The sequence below is a fragment of the Streptomyces sp. genome, from assembly GCF_031181555.1.
In the GTDB taxonomy this organism is placed as follows: domain Bacteria; phylum Actinomycetota; class Actinomycetes; order Streptomycetales; family Streptomycetaceae; genus Streptomyces; species Streptomyces fimbriatus.
In genome coordinates this window covers 1-15,963 of record NZ_JAPSKQ010000132.1, presented here as the reverse complement: position 1 = coordinate 15,963, position 15,963 = coordinate 1, and the positions used below count along the sequence as shown (strand labels likewise).

Here is a 15,963-nt window from a genome sequence, read left to right as displayed (position 1 = left end):
AACTGCTGCGCCAGGGCGCCCGCCTGCGGATCGACGGCACCGACCACCCGCCCGCGCGCGGCTGACGGGCGGCCCGCCCCTCGGCCCACCCGTCCCGGGCCCGGACGCCCGGTCCGCCGTCACGCCATCTGCCGCCGCACCAGCTCGTGCAGCCGGCCGTTCGTGTCGGCGAGCAGCCGGTCGGGCGGGCCCTGCTGCACCACCTTGCCGTCCTCCATCACCACGATCCGGTCCGCGTCCAGTACGGTCGACAGCCGGTGCGCGATGACGATCCGGGTCGCCCGCAGCGCCTTGGTGCTCTCGATCACCGTGCGCTGCGTCTCGTTGTCCAGGGCGCTGGTCGCCTCGTCGAAGAAGAGGATCCGCGGCCGGCGGATCAACGCCTGGGCGATCATCAGCCGCTGCCGCTGGCCCCCGGAGACCGCGCCGCTGCCCGAGACGATGGTGTGCAGCCCCATCGGCATGCGCTTGATGTCCTCGGCGAGCCCCGCCAGCTCGGCCGCCGCCATCGCCTCCTCGGGCGTGTACGGCTCGGTGCCGCAGATGACGTCCAGGATGGAGCCGGTGAACGGCTGGGCGTGCTGGAGCACCACCCCGCACTGGCGGCGCACCGCCGACTGGTCCAGGGCGGCCAGGTCCTGACCGTCGTACAGCACGCTGCCGGACAGGGGTTTGTCGAAGCCGATGAGCAGCCGCAGCAGCGTGGACTTGCCGCAGCCGCTCGGGCCGACGATCGCCACGAACTCGCCCGGACGCACCTCGAAGGACACGTCGTCGAGGACCAGCGGACCGTCGTCGGAGTAGCGGAAGGACAGCCGCCGCGCCTCGATGGCCCCGGACAGCGGGCCCGGCCGGGTGCTCGCCGCGCGCACCTCGGGCGTGGCGTCCAGCACCGGCCTGATCTGCTCGAACAGCGGCAGCGCGGCCACCCCGGACACGAACGCGCCGGTCAGCTGGGTGACCGAGGTCAGCACCATCGTCACCGACGTGTTGAAGGTGAGGAACTCGGCCGCCGTCATCGAACCGCGCGCCGGACCCGCGAGCAGCATGAACATCGCCAGCGTGCACAGCGGCAGGTAGACCGCGCCCAGCACCGCCGTCAGGTTCTTGATCCGCCCCACCTTCTGCTGGAGCTCACGGCTGCGGGCGAACTCGGACGCCCAGGCGGCGTACGCGTAGTTCTCCGCCGCCGCGACCCGCAGCTTCGGCAGGCCGCGCAGGGTCTGGAAGGCCTGGTTGTTCAGCTTGTTGGTGAGCACCACCAGGCGCCGCTGCCAGCGCACCTGCCACAGCCCGAGTCCCAGGAACACGCCCGCGACGACGATCAGCATCCCGATCGCGGCCAGGGCCATCGGCACGCTGAACCACAGCAGCAGCGCCAGGTTCACGGCACCCACGGTGACCGACTGCGCCACCGTGGGGCCGACCCCGGCCAGCAGCCGGCGGATCGCGCTGATGCCCATGGCGGCGCTCGCCAGCTCACCGGTCGACCGCTCGGTGAAGAACTTCGTCGGCAGCCGCAGCAGCCTGTCCCACACCGCCGGCTGGAGCGTCGCCTCCACCCGGCCCTCCAGGCGCAGCAGGGTGAGGTTCTGCAGCAGCATGAAGGCGGCGGCCACCACACTGCCGATGATCACCGCGAGACACACCTGGACGATCAGCTCGGTCCGCGCCTGCGGCACGAGCTCGCCGAGCACCTTGCCGGTCGCGAGGGGCACCAGTGCCCCGATCGCCACCGTGACCAGACCGCTGAGCAGCAGACCGGCCAGATCGCGGCCCGTTCCCGCCATGCAGAACCGCACCAGCCGGAGCGGGCTCAGGCGCCGCTCGGGCAGCGGGCGGTAGAACATCACCGCGCGCGGCTCGAACTCGTCGGCGTTGGCCTTCTCGATCGGCGTCTCGCGGCCGGTCGCGGGATGCACCGCCACGTAGCCGCCGCGCCGCCACAGCAGCGCGACCGGCGCGCCCGACAGGGCCCGGTGGCCCACCAGCGGACCGACGTCGTCCCGCCACCAGCGGCCCTCCAGCCGCACCGCCCGGGTGCGCACGCGGGAGGCCAGGGCGACCTGCTCGACCGGGTCGAGACGGTCCCCGCCGGTACCCGACCGCGCCGGCTCGGCGAGCGTGATCCCGGCCGCCCGCGCGACCAGCTTGCAGGCCGCGTACGTGGCGTCCGCGTCGGCCGCCGTCGTCCGCTGCCCCGACCGCCTGCCGATGGAGGCGAGCAGCGTCCGGTCGGCCTGGGCACGGACCGCCTCACCGGCCCTGATGCCTTCGGCGGTGCGCGTCTCGTGGGTCTGCTCCAGCTGCTCGATCCACCGGTCCAGCGTGGTCATCAGCCGGTACTGCTGGTCGACCATGCTCTGCCACAGCGCCGGGTCCATCAGCAGATCGGCCGCGGCCTCGGCGCCGTACAGCGAGCCGTACTGCACGCTGCCCGGCGGGACCTGCATCCAGAAGACGTCGTCGTCGGCGGGCGCCGCGGCCCGGTCGGTGGCCATGGGCGCCTGGAACAGCACCGACAGGCTGCGGCCGACGCCGAGGGCCAGGGCGTACTCCAGCGGGCTCGTCGTCGGCGGGACGTACTGCGGGTTGCCGTACGCGTCGTACGACCAGGTCTGCGTGTTCGCCGGCTGGTACAGCTCGCGCAGGCCGATGCGGTGCACCACGCAGTCCCGCAGCGGCCGGGCCACGAGCGTGTGCCGCGGCCCGGCCCCCGGGCCCAGCACCAGCGAACCCGCCTCCAGCCGGCCCAGGTGGTGCCAGTGGCCCTGCTGCTCGGCGTCGACCGCGAACAGGTCCACCGCGCCCGCCGCGATCAGCCACAGCACCTGCGGTCCCTGGAGGTCCAGGCGGCTGGACCCGGTGCAGTCGATCGGCGTGCCCAGCGCGCCGAGCGCGCCCAGGACGAGGTCGCCGCCCTGCCCTTCCTGCACGGTCGTCATCTCATCGCTCCCTGACCAGCGCCGCGTACGCGCCGCCGCGCGCCACCAGCTCCTCGTGCCGTCCGCGCTCCACGACCGTGCCGTGGTCGAGGACGACGATCTCGTCGCTGTCGCGCACCGTGCTCAGCCGGTGCGCGATCACCACACAGGCACAGCCCCGTCGGCGCAGGTTGTCCATCACGACCAGCTCGGTCTCGGCGTCCAGCGCGCTGGTCACCTCGTCGAGCACCAGGATGCTCGGCCGGCGCACCAGCGCCCGCGCGATCTCCAGGCGTTGGCGCTGCCCGCCGGAGAAGTTGCGGCCGTCCTGCTCGACCCGGCTGTGGATGCCGCCCGGCCTGCGCGTGATCACGTCGTACAGGGCCGCGTCCTTCAGTGCCTCCACCACGGCCTCGTCCGGGATCGACGGGTCCCACAGCGCCACGTTGTCGCGGACCGTGCCCTCGAAGAGGAACACGTCCTGGTCGACGAAGGAGACGGAGGCGGCCAGCGCCCCGCGCGGGATGTCCTCGATGCGCCGCCCGTCGATCCGGATCACGCCCTCCCACGGCGTGTACAGGCCCGAGATCAGCCGGGACACCGTGGACTTGCCGCTGCCGGAACCCCCGACCAGCGCCACCTGCTGCCCGGGGCCCACGGTCAGGTCGAAGCCGGTCAGCAGCGGCTTGTCCAGCGGGTTGTAGCCGAAACCGATGTTCTGCAGCTCGACGTGGCCGTGCAGGCGGCGCGTCGACTCGCCGGCGCCGGGGCGGCCGTAGAGCGGGTCGGCCCGGAAGTTCTCCACGTCCTTCAGCCGCGCCACGTCCGCCGCGAAGTCCTGGATGCGGCCCGCGACGCCGTTCAGCCGGGTCAGGGGGGCGGTGAACCGGGTGACCAGTGCCTGGAAGGCGACCAGCAGACCGACCGAGATGTGCCCCTCGACCGCCCGCATCCCGCCGATCCACAGGATCAGCGCGCTGTTGAGGGTGGCGAGCGTCGGCGCGACCACACCCAGCCAGGCGCTCGGCACCCCGAGCCGCTGCTGCTCCTCCAGGGTGGTGGCGTGCTGCCCCGCCCACTTGCGGAAGTAGCCGTCCTCGCCGCCGGTCGCCTTCATCGTCTCGATCAGCTGCAGACCGGTGTACGCCGTGTTGGTGAGCCGCGCCGTGTCCGCGCGCAGCTTCGCCGTACGGGTGGCGCGCAGCCGGATGACGATCCGCATCGCCACGATGTTCAGCAGCGCCACACCGATGCCGACGAAGGTCAGCTGGGGGTCGTACGTGTACAGCAGCACCGCGTACAGCACGACCACCACCGCGTCCACGCCCGCCGCCGACAGATCGCGGGCCAGCGTCTCGGCCACCGCGTCGTTGGACTGCAGCCGCTGCACCAGGTCGGCGGGGCTGCGCTGGGCGAAGAACGTCACCGGCAGCCGCAGCAGATGGCGCAGGAAGCGGGCGCTGGACAGCGTGGAGGAGATGATCCGGCCGCGCAGGAGATTGGCCTGCTGGAGCCAGGTCAGAACGAGCGTGAGCAGGACGCACGCGCCCATCGACGTGAACAGCACGCCCAGCATCGAGGTCCGGTCGCCGATCAGGAACTCGTCGATGAAGGTGCGGCTCAGTCCGGGCACCGCCGCGCCGACCGCGACCAGCAGCAGGCTCGACAGCACCACGGCGGGCATCGTCCCGGCGGTACCGCGCAGCCGGGCCGGCATCGCACCGAGCACGCCCGGTCTGCGGCCGCCCCGGGTGAAGTCCTCACCGGGCTCCATCACCAGGACGACACCGGTGAAGCTGCTGTCGAACTCCTCCAGGGGGACGAACCGCCGCCCCTTGCCGGGGTCGTTGATGAACACCCCGCGGCGGCCGAACCGGCGGCCCATGCCGTCGTAGACGACGTAGTGGTTGAACTCCCAGAACAGGATGGCCGGCGCCGTCACCTCGGCGAGGGCGGCCAGGTCCATCTGCATGCCCTTGGCGGTCAGGCCGTAACTGCGCGCCGCCTTCAGCAGGTTGCTGGCGCGCGAGCCGTCGCGGGAGACGCCGCAGGCGATGCGCAGCTCCTCCAGCGGGACATGGCGGCCGTAGTGTCCGAGCACCATCGCCAGGGAGGCGGCACCGCACTCCACGGCCTCCATCTGGAGCACGGTGGGCGTGCGCACGGTCTTCGCGCGGGACTTGGGCACCTTGCGCCTGGACGGCGCGGCGCGGCGTCTGCCGCGGGTCTCCTGGGCGGTGGTCACGGCAGCAGCCAGTCGACGGGACGCCGGTCGGCCAGCCGGATGGAGCCCGTGGCCAGGGTCATCGAGGTCAGCCGGAACGGCGGGCCGTCCGCGGAGGACCACGCGTAGCCGCTCTTCGTGGCGGACGACTTCTCCAGCGCGACCGTGACGGCCACCGGCCTGCCCTCCTTCGTGAACTGCTCGCCCAGCTGGCTGTCGCCGAGGAACGCGGTGATCTGCTGGGCGGACTGTGCCGAGCGGTCCACCGACTTCACCTCGCCGTGCAGCACGCCGTACTCCTGGCTCGGCACCGACTGCACGGTGAGGTCCACGGAGGCGCGGGCGGGGATGCCGGCGGCGCTCTCGGCGGGGACGTACACCGTCGCGTACAACGGGTCATCGGCGCCGGAGACCTTCTCCACGGCGGCGACGTTCGCGCCGGTCCGGATGATCTGTCCGACGCTGGCGGCGAGCGCGGTGACCCGGCCCGCGTCGAGCGTGCGGACGACCGTGTCGCCCTGCTCGGTGCGGACCTTCAGGACGGGGGAGCGGGCGGGGAGCCGCTCGCCCTGTCGCGCGAGGACCTCGGTGACCTGGCCGGAGACGGGGCTCTGGAGGACGTAACTGCCCTGCCCGTGGGTGAGGATGGCGGGTGCGCCGACGGTGGACGACACCGATCCGGTCACCGCCCACACCGAGGCCGCCGCCATGGCGACCACCGTCACGGACAGCACGAGCCAGCCCTGCGGCCGGGCGAAGCGCACCGGGAGGTCGAGCTCCTCCGGGGACTGGAGCTTGGCGAGGGCCTGTTGGCGGAACTGCACGGGTCTTCCCTCACCTGCGATGAACTCTGCGACGTACTGCGGGGCCGGCTCGCGCGAGCCGGCGCACCGGCCGGATGCGCGGCCGGAGAAGTGACGGCACCGCGGAAGTCCCGGAGCCGGGGGGCGGCTCCGGGACTCAGCGGCACACGGGCGCGATCAGAGACCGGCGACCAGGTTGGTGACCGGAGCGGTGTTCAGACCGGTGACACCCTCGACGGTGCCGACGGCCGTGTCGACCAGGGCGGAGACCGGGGCGATGCTGTCCACCGCGCCCGTGAGGGTGTTGACGGCGTTCACGGACAGGCCGCCGGAGACGGTGTCGAGGTCGGCGTCGGAGATCTCGACGGTCTCAACCTGGGGGGTGGAGTTCATGATGGAACTTCCCTTCGTATGGATATTTCACAAGGGGGGAGCGGCCCCCTCTGGGGACAGACGAAGGCCGCGACCGCGGGCGCCGAGCGCCCGTCGCCGGGAGCCCGGAACGGCCTTGCGGTGCGATGGATCAAAGCACGCCCCGGGCGCGGGCTTCCAATCAACCAACCGCCTCACCAGGCAACTTGCGTCCCGCTGGGGCCCAAGCGTGCAGATGACGGCACGGCTCGATGGCGACTTCTTCACATGCCTCACCGCATCGGCTCATCCGGCCACTTGCGTCCCGCAAGGCGGAATCCGGCACACCGGCCCCAAAGGCGTGACCGCCCCTTCGGCGTGTGGAGGGATCCGGGCTCCGGTGACCGGCTTGGGCATTCGATGTGCAGATTCGCTGAAACCGGGATTCCGCTCTCCGGTGACAACTCTCCGCTTCTGATGAGTTACGGAGCGTGCGGGCCCGGGAGCGTGCGGAACGCGCTCGCGCGGTCGTCGCCCACCACCTCGACGGACAGGCCGAGTTCGAGGGGCCGCGGGGGCGAGGCCGGCGGAACGTCCCCGCGACGGGATTGAACACCCCGCGCGGCCCGTGCGTACCAACAGCCGTCCAGGCGCCCCGACGGCTGCCGAACGGCGGCACGACTCCGGTCCCCCCAGGAGGTCGAGAAGTTTGAGTCACAAGCGAATTCCGAAGCGCAAGGCCGCGATAGCGGCGGGCAGCGTGGTGGCGCTCGGCGCCGCCGCGCTCCTGCTCCCGAACGCCAACGCGTCGCAGGACGGCGCGTCGGACGACGCCGCGGCCGCGCCGAAGACCCTGAGGGCGACGGATGCCTCGGACCTCGCCTCGCAGCTCGCCGGGCTCCTCGGTGACGCGTTCGCCGGCTCCTACTACGACGGTGACAGGCAGCAGCTCGTCGTCAACGTGGTGCCGGGCGACAACAACAACGTGATCGTGCAGGCCAAGAAGGCCGGCGCGGCCGTCCGCGAGGTCGACAACAGCATGGCCGAGCTGGAGGCCGGAGCGCGGACACTGAAGGCGAAGGCGACCATCCCCGGCACCTCGTGGGCCGTCGACCCGCGCACCAACAAGATCCTGGTCACCGCCGACCGCACGGTGACCGGCGACAAGTGGGACAGACTGGAGTCCACCGTGCGCAGCCTCGGCTCCGGCATGGCGACCGTCAAGAAGTCCGCGGGCACGTTCAAGACGTTCGCCTCGGGCGGCGACGCCATCTTCGCCGGCGGTTCCCGCTGCTCCCTCGGCTTCAACGTCACCGCGGACGACGGCTCGCCCGCCTTCCTGACCGCCGGTCACTGCGCTCTCGCGGGCGACCAGTGGTCGGACAGCCAGGGCGGGCAGCCGATCGCCACCGTCGACCAGGCCGTCTTCCCCGGCCAGGGCGACTTCGCGCTCGTCAGGTACGACGACCCGGCGACCCGGGCACCGAGCGAGGTCGACCTCGGCGACCAGACCGTTCAGATCACCCGGGCCGCGGAGGCCACCGTCGGCCAGGAGGTGTTCCGGATGGGCAGCACCACCGGCCTCGCCGACGGCCGGGTGCTCGGTCTGAACGCCACGGTGAACTATCCGGAGGGCACGGTCACCGGTCTCATCCAGACCGACGTCTGCGCCGAACCCGGCGACAGCGGCGGCTCGATGTTCACCCGGGACGGTCTCGCCATCGGCCTGACCTCGGGCGGCAGCGGCGACTGCACCGTGGGCGGCGAGACGTTCTTCCAGCCGGTCACCACGGCCCTGGAGGCGGTCGGCGCGACCTTCGGAGCCGGAGCCGGAGCCGGTGACGCGGGTGACGCGGGCGCCGGCGACCAGGCGGGCGGCGAGGAGGCCGGTGCGGGAGCCGGCCAGGGCGCCGAGGAGGGCTCCGGTCCGACGCGGACCCCCTGACGGCGCCTCGACGGTACAGCGCCGCCGGATCCGGCCCCGCCACCCGGCCGTGGCGGGGCCGGACCGGTGCCCGGGGGATCAGCCCTCCGGCAGCGCCCGGATCAGCAGCAGCGCGATGTCGTCCAGGCGGCCCTCCGCGTCCGTGCCGTGCTGGACCAGGGCGTCGGCGAGGTCGTCCAGGGGGCGGTCGCCGAGGTCGGTGAGCCGGCGGCCCAGGTCGGCGAGGGCGTCCTCGAAGTCGGTGCCGGGGGACTCGACCAGGCCGTCGGTGTAGAGGACGAGCAGCGAACCGGGGGAGAGGGCGACCTCGGTCGACGGATAGGTCGCCGAGCCGTCGATGCCCAGCAGCGGTCCGCCCGCGAGGTCCAGCACCCGCACCCGCCCGTCCGGCCTGCGCAGCAGCGGCGGCGGATGACCCGCCCGGGACATCACGGCCCGCCCGTGCGCGGGGTCGAGCCGCAGGTACAGGCAGCTCGCGAACAGCTCGGAACCCAGGTCGAGCAGCAGCCGGTTGGTGCTGCGCATGACCTCCTCGGGCGGCTGCCCGACGGCCGTGTACGCGCGCACGGCCGTGCGGACCTGCCCCATCAGCCCGGCCGCCGTCACGTTGTGTCCCTGGACGTCCCCGATCACCGCCGCCGCCGTCCCCTGCGTCGGCACCAGGTCGTAGAAGTCGCCCCCGATCTCCATGCCCTGCGTGGCCGGCAGATAGCGGGCGGCCGCCTCGATACCGGCCAGTGACGGCAGCGTGTGCGGCAGCAGCGCCTCCTGCAACCCGTGCGCGAGCCGGTGCTTGGCGTCGTAGAGCAGGGCCCGCTCCAGTGCCTGGGCGATCAGCCCGGCCAGAGAGGTCAGCACCGCCCGCTCCTCCGTCGCGAAGTGGTGCGGTGCCGCGTACGACAGCACGCACGTCCCCACCGGGCGGCCCGAGGCGATCAGCGGCAGATACGCCCACGCCGAGAACTCGGAGAGGTTCACGAGCAGCGCCGGATACAGGCGCTCGATCTCCGCACGGCTCTCGAAGAACGCGGGCACACCGGTGCGCAGCACCTGGCTGCCCGGGGTCGGCTCCGACAGCGGCCTCCCCTCGTACCGCTCCACGACCCGCGGATCCGGGTAACCGCGGTGCCCCAGCACCCGCAGCCGGCCCGCCCGTGAACCGAGGACCACCAGCCCCTGGCTGCCCACCGCCGGCGCGATCTCGTCCGCGACCAGCTGCACCACGTCCTGCACCCCGACCGCCTCGGTCAGCGCACTGGCCAGGCTCAGCACCTGGGAGATGGTGACCAGACGCGTCGGGGTGTACCCGGGCTGCGGCGCGGTGCGGTTCATCTCCGTCACCGCGCGCGCCCGGCTGATGCGGACACTCAGTCCGGTCGTGCTCGGATACAGCCGGAAGGACAGCCACTCGCCGGGCGGACGCAGCGCCACGAAGGAGGTGACGTGCTGGCTGAACAGCGCGGCCCGGTACCGGTCCTCGTACACGGGATCGTTCAGCCACGGCACCGACGCCCACAGCTGGGCGCCGAGCAGCCGGGTGACCGGGACGCCCAGCAGCTCGGCCGCGGCGGCGTTGGCGAAGCCGACCCGCCCGTGCACATCGAGCGAGCACAGGCCGTACGGCAGCCGCGACACCATCCGCGCCGCCTCCACCGCGCCGAGCGTGCCGGCCACGCCCCCCACCAGCGGTGCGGCCACCAGATCGGGTTCGGACGGCAGGGGCAGACTCTGCTCGGCGGCCCGCTCCAGCCGCACCGCCAGCCGGTCGCAGGCGGCGGTCAGATGGTCGCGCTCCCAGTCGGACAGCTCCTGCGGGTGGGTGCCGGGCCAGGTCACGAAGACCGCGCCGTACGCCCTGTTCGCGGTCGCCACCGGCAGCGCCGCCAGGGAGAAGGGATACGGCAGCACCATGGCGATCCGGGGATAGAGGCGCGCCATCTCCTCCTCGCCGCCGACCCAGACCAGCCGTCGCTCGCGCACCGCGTCGGACACCGGGATCGGGGCGCTCAGGCCCACCCGCTCCCACGGAGCCGCGAAAGCACGGGGGAGCCCGGCCATCACCGCCATCTCCAGCACGGGCTGGTCCGGCGAGAGCAGGTACACCGCTCCCGAGTGGGCGTGCACCTCGTCCATCATCGCGGCCAGCGTCAGGGACAGCATCGGACGGCCGACCGGCGTCCGCGTACCCGCCGGTGCCTGCGCGGACGACTGCCCTTCGGACACGCCGACCACCTCCTCGCACGGCCGTGCCTCCGCCCTCGGGACCCAATCTCCCCCCTGCCGGGCCGTCGCGCACCGCGAGCGGGGAAGAACGCGGTCGTACGTCCGGGGCCGCGACCGCCGGAACGGCGTCCTTCCCGGGGCGGGGCGCGGGGTGCCGCGCAGGCGCGCGCTCGACGCGTTCCGCCGGGGCCCGCCCGCTCCCGGGGCGGCCCTGGAACGCCCACAGGGGCTGCGCAGGGGTCCCATAAGCGCTGTAATGGCCAACGTGGTCGGTGAGGGCGCTGCGGGACGCAGCACGAGAACGCTGTGTGCGGAAGGCGCTCTGAGGACGATCGCGGCCGATCAGGAGTCTCCCGAACGAGTGCGCAGGGTCCTGGAGCAGGCCCTCGTCTTCGCCGGCGCCGCGTTCGCCGCCGTGTACACGCCCGGCGCGGACGGTGAGCAGCTGTGCCTGGTGGAGTCCGTCGGAGTGCCGAGGACCCTGTGCGGGGTGCGCGACAGCTATCCGGTCGCCGGGCGTTCCCCGGCGGCCGAGGCCCACCGGAGCGGGCGACCGGTGTGGCTCGGCCCGAAGGACCTCGCCGCGCAGGCCCAGTCGCGGCGCGTGCCGAGCCGCGACTTCTTCCTGGCGGCCCTGCCCCTGCGCGACGGCGGCTGTCTGCTCGCGGTGAGTGAGCGTCCCGGCGGGTTCGAGGCCGACGACCGGGTCTGCCTCGATCTCGTCGCCGACGGGATCGCCTTCCGCGCGGTGCCCGCGGCCCCCGACGGCGGCGACCTGCCACCGGGTGCCTTCAGCCTGGCCATGGACACCGGCCGGGTCCGGGTGGGTGAGGACATCCTGGACCTGTTCGGCCTCGACCCGGACGACTTCGACGGACGGGTGGAGACGCTGCTGGGCCTGACCGTGCCGGAGGATCTGCCCTCGCTGATGTCCGTGGTCGAGGCCGACCACATGTCGATCGGCGAGCGGGAGCTGGAGTTCCGGGTGCTGCAGCCCGCCGGCCCGCCCAAGTGGCTGCGGCTGCGCGGCCGGCTGGTGCCCGGCGGCGAGGGACGCCCGGCCCACCTCGTGGGCTCCGTCGCCGACGCCTCCACGCTGCGTTCCGACATCACGGATGTCGCCCGCGTCCAGCGACTCGCCGCCGCACTGGCCACCGCGGTCACCGTCCACGACGTCGGCAAGGCCGTGGTCGCCGCGCTGCGCCGGCCGCTGCGGGCCGACCGGATCGCGCTCGCCGAGCTGGAGAGCGACCGGCTCGTCGTCACCGTCCTCGACCCGCCGGAACCGGAGGCGTGGCCGGAGCTGTGGCGCGCGGAGTGGCGTACCGAGTGGCCCGACGCGCCCGTGCGCACCATGCCCACCCTCGCCGCCGCGCTGCGCGAGGGCCGCGCCGGCATCTGGCCCGCGGGTTCCCCGCTGGAGACCGCCCTCGCCGAGGTCGGCCCGGGCGGCCTGGCCGTGCTGCCGCTGCCCGCCGGGAACCGCATGGCCGGCGCCTGTCTGATCGGCTGGGACGCCCCGCACGACTTCGGCGCCGACGAGCGCGCCCTGCTCACCGCCGCCGCCAAACTCGCCGGTCAGGCACTGATGCGGGCCCGCGCCTTCGACGCCGAACACGAGCTGGTCGGCATGCTCCAGCGCCAGCTGCTGCCGCGCCGCCTGCCCCGGCTGCCGGGCGCGGTCGCGGTCGCCCGCTATCTGCCCAGTACGGCCGGTCTGGAGCTCGGCGGCGACTGGTACGACGTGATCCCGCTGCCGGACCATCACGTCGCCCTCGTCATCGGCGACGTCCAGGGCCACAGTGCCGGCGCCGCCACCCTCATGGGTCAGATGCGCACCGCGCTGCGCGCCTACGCCGTCGAGGGCCACCCCCCGGACGTGGTGGTGTCACGCGCCAACCGGCTGCTCATGGACATGGAGACCGACCTCTTCGCCACCTGCTGCTACGTCGACATCGACATGGAGGAGGGCTTCGCCTGGTACGTACGCGCCGGACACCTGCCGCCGGTGGTGCGTCACCCGGACGGCGGCACCGAGATCGCGGAGGCCGAGGGCGGCCCGCCGCTCGGGGTGATGGCCCAGGCCGACTTTCCCATGAGCCCGCTCAGGCTCCAGCCCGGCACGATGGTCGTCCTCACCACGGACGGCCTGGTGGAGTCCGCCGAGACCGACATCGACGAGGGCATGGACCGCCTCGCCCGGCACCTGTCCGCCGCCGACCCCGCCCACCTCGGACCCGTCGCGGACGCCCTGCTCGGCAACGCCCCGCGCAGTGACGACGTCGCCCTGCTGCTCATGCGGTACGACGGCATGGCCGCGCGCCCGCTGCGGGAGAGCTGGACGGTGTGGCGGGTGCCCCAGGCGGTCGGGCACGCCCGCCGCTTCACCCGGCGCACCCTGCGTTCCTGGGGCGTGACCGAGGACGTCGACGCCGCGTTGCTCGTCGTCTCCGAGCTGGTCACCAACGCCCTCGTGCACACCGGCGGCCAGGTCCGCCTCGACCTCGCGCTGGTCAACGGCCGGCTGCGCCTCGCGGTCGCCGACGCCTCGCCCCGCACCCCCGTCAAGCCCACCAGCATCGGCTGGGAGGCCACGGGCGGCCGGGGCATCCTGCTCGTCGAGGCCCTGTCGGCGGCCTGGGGGACGCTTCCGGTCAGCGGCGGCAAGCAGGTGTGGGCGGAGTTCGTCCTGCGGCGGTGACGCCCACCGGCCCTCAGAGCCGCTTCAGCAGCTCCTCGGCGAGCGGCGCGGAGGACGCCGGGTTCTGCCCGGTGACCAGGTTGCGGTCGGTCACCACGTTCGGCGCCCACGGCTCCGCGGCCCGCACGCGCACCCCGGCCTCGGTGAGCCGGTCCTGGAGCAGCCACTTCACCTTGCCGGCGAGACCGCCCTGGGTCTCCTCCTCGTTGGTGAACGCCGCCACCTCGTAGCCGGCGAAGGCGTTCGTCCCGTCGGCCCGCACGGCCGCCAGCAGCGCGGCCGGGCCGTGGCAGACCACGCCGAGCGGCTTGCCCGACTCCAGCACCTCGGTCAGCAGCCGACCGGAGTCGGGGTTGACGGCCAGGTCCTCCATGGGGCCGTGGCCACCGGGGTAGAAGACGGCCGCGTACTCGTCCGGGCGGACGTCCTCCAGCCGGACGGGCCGCTGGAGCTCGGTGAAGGACCGCAGCGCCTTTGCGATCCGGTCGGCGTTCTCCCGGCCGCCGTTCATCTCGGGCGTGAGAGACCCCTGGTCGACGGGGGGCACGACCCCACCGGGCGTGGCGACGACGACCTCGTGGCCCGCGGCCCGGAACGCCTCGTACGGCGCGACGGCCTCCTCGGCCCAGAAACCGGTGGGGTGCGTGGTGCCGTCGGCCAGCGTCAGACGGTCGGCGCCGGTGACGACGAACAGAATCTTCGACATGTGCTCACTTCCCGATGCGCGGATGGCTTCGATGCCCCGACGGTAAGGTGCCCGACCCCTGGAATTCCAATGCCTGATCCCATGGCAGACATAGGGAACCCTATGTCTGCCAGGGGAATGCGCCACGGCCCGGCACGCAGGGGCCTCCCGTAGGCTCGTCGTCGTGAGGCACAGCGATCCCCATGGCTCCGCCGAGGCCGCCGCGGCCCCGCCCGCGCAGTCCGACCTGAACCTGCTGCGCACCTTCCTGACGGTGTACCGGTCCGGGTCCTTCACGGCCGCCGCCCAGCTCCTGGGCCTGTCCCAGCCCACCGTCACGACCCAGATCCGCTCGCTGGAACGGCACACCGGCCGCGAGCTGTTCGAACGGCTGCCCCGCGGAGTCGCGCCCACCGCCGTGGCCGACGAACTGGCCGCCCGGATCGCCGCCCCGCTCGACGCGCTCGCCGAGGCCACCGGACACGGCTCGCCCGGCCGCGCCCGCCCCCGGCCGGTCCACCTCGCCGGACCCGCCGAACTGCTCTCCACCCGGGCGCTGCCCGCGCTCGCCCCGCTGGTGGCCCAGGGAACACGGCTGCGCGTCACCATGGGCCTGACCGACCCGCTGCTCGACGAACTGCGCACCGGCCGCCACGACTTGGTCATCGCCACGACCCGGCCGCGCGGCCGTGCCCTGTCCGCGGTGCCGCTGACGGACGAGGAGTTCGTCCTGGTCGCCGCGCCCGCCCTGGCCGACGGGATCCGCGGGCGCCTCGCCGCCGACGGCCCCGGAGCACTGCACGGCGTCCCCCTGCTCACCTACGCCGAGGACCTGCCCATCGTCCGCCGCTACTGGCGGCACGTCTTCGGCCGGCGCCTGAACTGCCACGCCGCCGTCTCCGCCCCGGACCTGCGGGCGGTGCTGGCCCTGGTGGTGGCCGGGGCCGGCTTCAGCGTGCTGCCGCGCTACCTGTGCGCCGGGGAACTGGCCCGCGGCGCCCTGGTCCTCCTCGACGAGCCGGAGGACGCCCCGATCAACACCAGCTTCCTGGTGCAGCGGCCCGGTGCCTCGGACAACCCCCATGTCGCGCTGGTCCGCGACCGCCTGCTGGAGGCCGCCCGCGCCTGGTGACCGAGCCGCTCCGCCGGGTACCCGGCACGCGACACGAGGAGCACGAAGAGAGGGCACGTCATGACACAGCACGTCCGTGACATCATGACCGGCGCGCCGGTGAGCGTCGGGCCGCACACCTCCGTCGCCGAGGTCGCCCGCACCATGCGCGACCGCGATCTCGGGGCCGTCCTGGTCATGGACGACGACCGGTTGCGCGGACTGGTCACCGACCGCGACCTGGTGGTGCGGTCGGTCGCCCGAGGAGGTGACCCGGAGGAGACCACCGTGGCCGGGGCGTGCAGCGAGGACCTGGTGACCGTGGGTCCCGACGACGACCTGGACCGCGCGGTGCGGCTGATGCGCGAGCACGCCGTGCGCCGCGTCCCGGTCGTCGAGGGCGGGCGCCCCGTCGGCATCGTCTCGTTGGGCGACATCGCCATGGAACGCGATCCGGAGTCCGCGCTCGGCGACATCAGCGTGGCCCGGCCCAACACCTGAGCACGGTCCCCGCCGGGACCGGGAACTCCCGGTCCCGGCGGGGACGTTGGGGACCGAGGCGGCCCGCCCGGCGACCGCGTGTTTGTCCGGCGGGGCGCGGGGGACCCGCAGGGCGGGACGCAGAAGGAAGATGATGTGCCGTGACCTCGGAGACCAGTGACGAACCCCGGCCCCGCCGACCGGAGACCGGCTGGGCGAGGGCCCGGCGCCTGCGGGCCGAGGAACCCCTGCGGACCTGCCTGCCCGCCGTGGAGCGCGGCACCTCCGAAGCCCCGGAGAAGGGCGCGGAGGGAAACATCGTGCGAGGCGAGGATTAGCCGGGATCCGGGCGACTCAGTGGCCCTCTCCGGCGATTTCGTAATGGACAAGTAAAGCAAGTGATGTTCGTTCCGCCGGAACACGACTATGGTGAGTCAGATGAAGGCTCTCGTGCTGTCCGGCGGCGCCGGAACCCGGCTGAGGCCGATCACCCACACCTCGGCGAAACAGTTGGTG

General features: G+C 73.4%; 12 protein-coding genes. 6 read left to right on the top strand and 6 right to left on the bottom strand.

Annotation, left to right across the window (positions count from 1 at the left end):
- Positions 1-119 precede the first annotated feature (119 nt).
- The 4 genes from RIM90_RS23260 to RIM90_RS23245 all read right to left on the bottom strand — a co-directional run bounded on the left by RIM90_RS23260 (position 120) and on the right by RIM90_RS23245 (position 6,344).
- A complete protein-coding gene (locus tag RIM90_RS23260; protein WP_309062693.1) occupies positions 120-2,945 on the bottom strand; it encodes an NHLP bacteriocin export ABC transporter permease/ATPase subunit in 2,826 nt (941 codons plus the stop codon).
- 1 nt (position 2,946) lies between these two features.
- Complete coding sequence (locus tag RIM90_RS23255; protein ID WP_309062692.1) at positions 2,947-5,169, bottom strand: NHLP family bacteriocin export ABC transporter peptidase/permease/ATPase subunit; 2,223 nt, start codon at positions 5,167-5,169, stop codon at positions 2,947-2,949.
- Positions 5,166-5,972, bottom strand: a complete 807-nt coding sequence (locus tag RIM90_RS23250) for an HlyD family efflux transporter periplasmic adaptor subunit (RefSeq protein WP_309062691.1) — start codon at positions 5,970-5,972, stop codon at positions 5,166-5,168. The genes RIM90_RS23255 and RIM90_RS23250 overlap by 4 nt, the downstream gene beginning before the upstream one ends.
- Before the next feature lie 156 nt (positions 5,973-6,128).
- Positions 6,129-6,344 carry a type A2 lantipeptide gene (locus tag RIM90_RS23245; protein ID WP_309062690.1) on the bottom strand — a complete coding sequence of 72 codons (216 nt, stop codon included), beginning with the start codon at positions 6,342-6,344 and terminating at the stop codon, positions 6,129-6,131.
- Positions 6,345-7,011: 667 nt separating this feature from the next.
- Between RIM90_RS23245 and RIM90_RS23240 the strand changes: the two genes are divergently transcribed.
- Complete coding sequence (locus RIM90_RS23240) at positions 7,012-8,247, top strand: S1 family peptidase (RefSeq protein WP_309062689.1); 1,236 nt, start codon at positions 7,012-7,014, stop codon at positions 8,245-8,247.
- Positions 8,248-8,325: 78 nt separating this feature from the next.
- On the opposite strand, the gene RIM90_RS23235 is transcribed toward RIM90_RS23240, so the two are convergent.
- Positions 8,326-10,470: a SpoIIE family protein phosphatase gene (locus tag RIM90_RS23235; protein ID WP_309062688.1), complete on the bottom strand. Its 2,145-nt coding sequence runs from the start codon at positions 10,468-10,470 to the stop codon at positions 8,326-8,328.
- Between the two features lie 256 nt (positions 10,471-10,726).
- Here RIM90_RS23235 and RIM90_RS23230 point away from each other — a divergent pair, with 256 nt between their 5' ends.
- Positions 10,727-13,171, top strand: coding sequence for a SpoIIE family protein phosphatase (locus RIM90_RS23230; RefSeq protein ID WP_309062687.1), 2,445 nt, complete (start codon positions 10,727-10,729; stop codon positions 13,169-13,171).
- A gap of 13 nt (positions 13,172-13,184) precedes the next feature.
- Here RIM90_RS23230 and RIM90_RS23225 read toward each other — a convergent pair whose 3' ends face one another.
- Complete coding sequence (locus RIM90_RS23225) at positions 13,185-13,877, bottom strand: type 1 glutamine amidotransferase domain-containing protein (RefSeq protein ID WP_309062686.1); 693 nt, start codon at positions 13,875-13,877, stop codon at positions 13,185-13,187.
- A gap of 163 nt (positions 13,878-14,040) precedes the next feature.
- On the opposite strand from RIM90_RS23225, the gene RIM90_RS23220 reads away from it, so the two are divergent.
- From RIM90_RS23220 to RIM90_RS23205, 4 genes are all read left to right on the top strand, one after another.
- Positions 14,041-14,988 (top strand): LysR family transcriptional regulator, encoded by a 948-nt coding sequence (locus RIM90_RS23220; RefSeq protein ID WP_309062685.1) that lies wholly within the window; start codon positions 14,041-14,043, stop codon positions 14,986-14,988.
- A 60-nt stretch (positions 14,989-15,048) separates the two neighbouring features.
- Positions 15,049-15,468: a CBS domain-containing protein gene (locus RIM90_RS23215; RefSeq protein WP_309062684.1), complete on the top strand. Its 420-nt coding sequence runs from the start codon at positions 15,049-15,051 to the stop codon at positions 15,466-15,468.
- A gap of 140 nt (positions 15,469-15,608) precedes the next feature.
- Positions 15,609-15,785, top strand: coding sequence for a hypothetical protein (locus RIM90_RS23210; RefSeq protein WP_309062683.1), 177 nt, complete (start codon positions 15,609-15,611; stop codon positions 15,783-15,785).
- Positions 15,786-15,885: 100 nt separating this feature from the next.
- Positions 15,886-15,963 (top strand): sugar phosphate nucleotidyltransferase (locus RIM90_RS23205; RefSeq protein ID WP_309062696.1); only part of this gene is annotated, 78 nt, incomplete at its 3' end.

Excerpts from the sequence above, each read along its gene's own strand:
- RIM90_RS23215 (WP_309062684.1), top strand. The coding sequence starts at position 15,049 with ATGACACAGCACGTCCGTGACATCATGACCGGCGCGCCGGTGAGCGTC.
- RIM90_RS23225 (WP_309062686.1), bottom strand. The coding sequence starts at position 13,877 with ATGTCGAAGATTCTGTTCGTCGTCACCGGCGCCGACCGTCTGACGCTG.
- RIM90_RS23260 (WP_309062693.1), bottom strand. The coding sequence starts at position 2,945 with ATGACGACCGTGCAGGAAGGGCAGGGCGGCGACCTCGTCCTGGGCGCG.
- RIM90_RS23245 (WP_309062690.1), bottom strand. The coding sequence starts at position 6,344 with ATGAACTCCACCCCCCAGGTTGAGACCGTCGAGATCTCCGACGCCGAC.
- RIM90_RS23230 (WP_309062687.1), top strand. The coding sequence starts at position 10,727 with ATGGCCAACGTGGTCGGTGAGGGCGCTGCGGGACGCAGCACGAGAACG.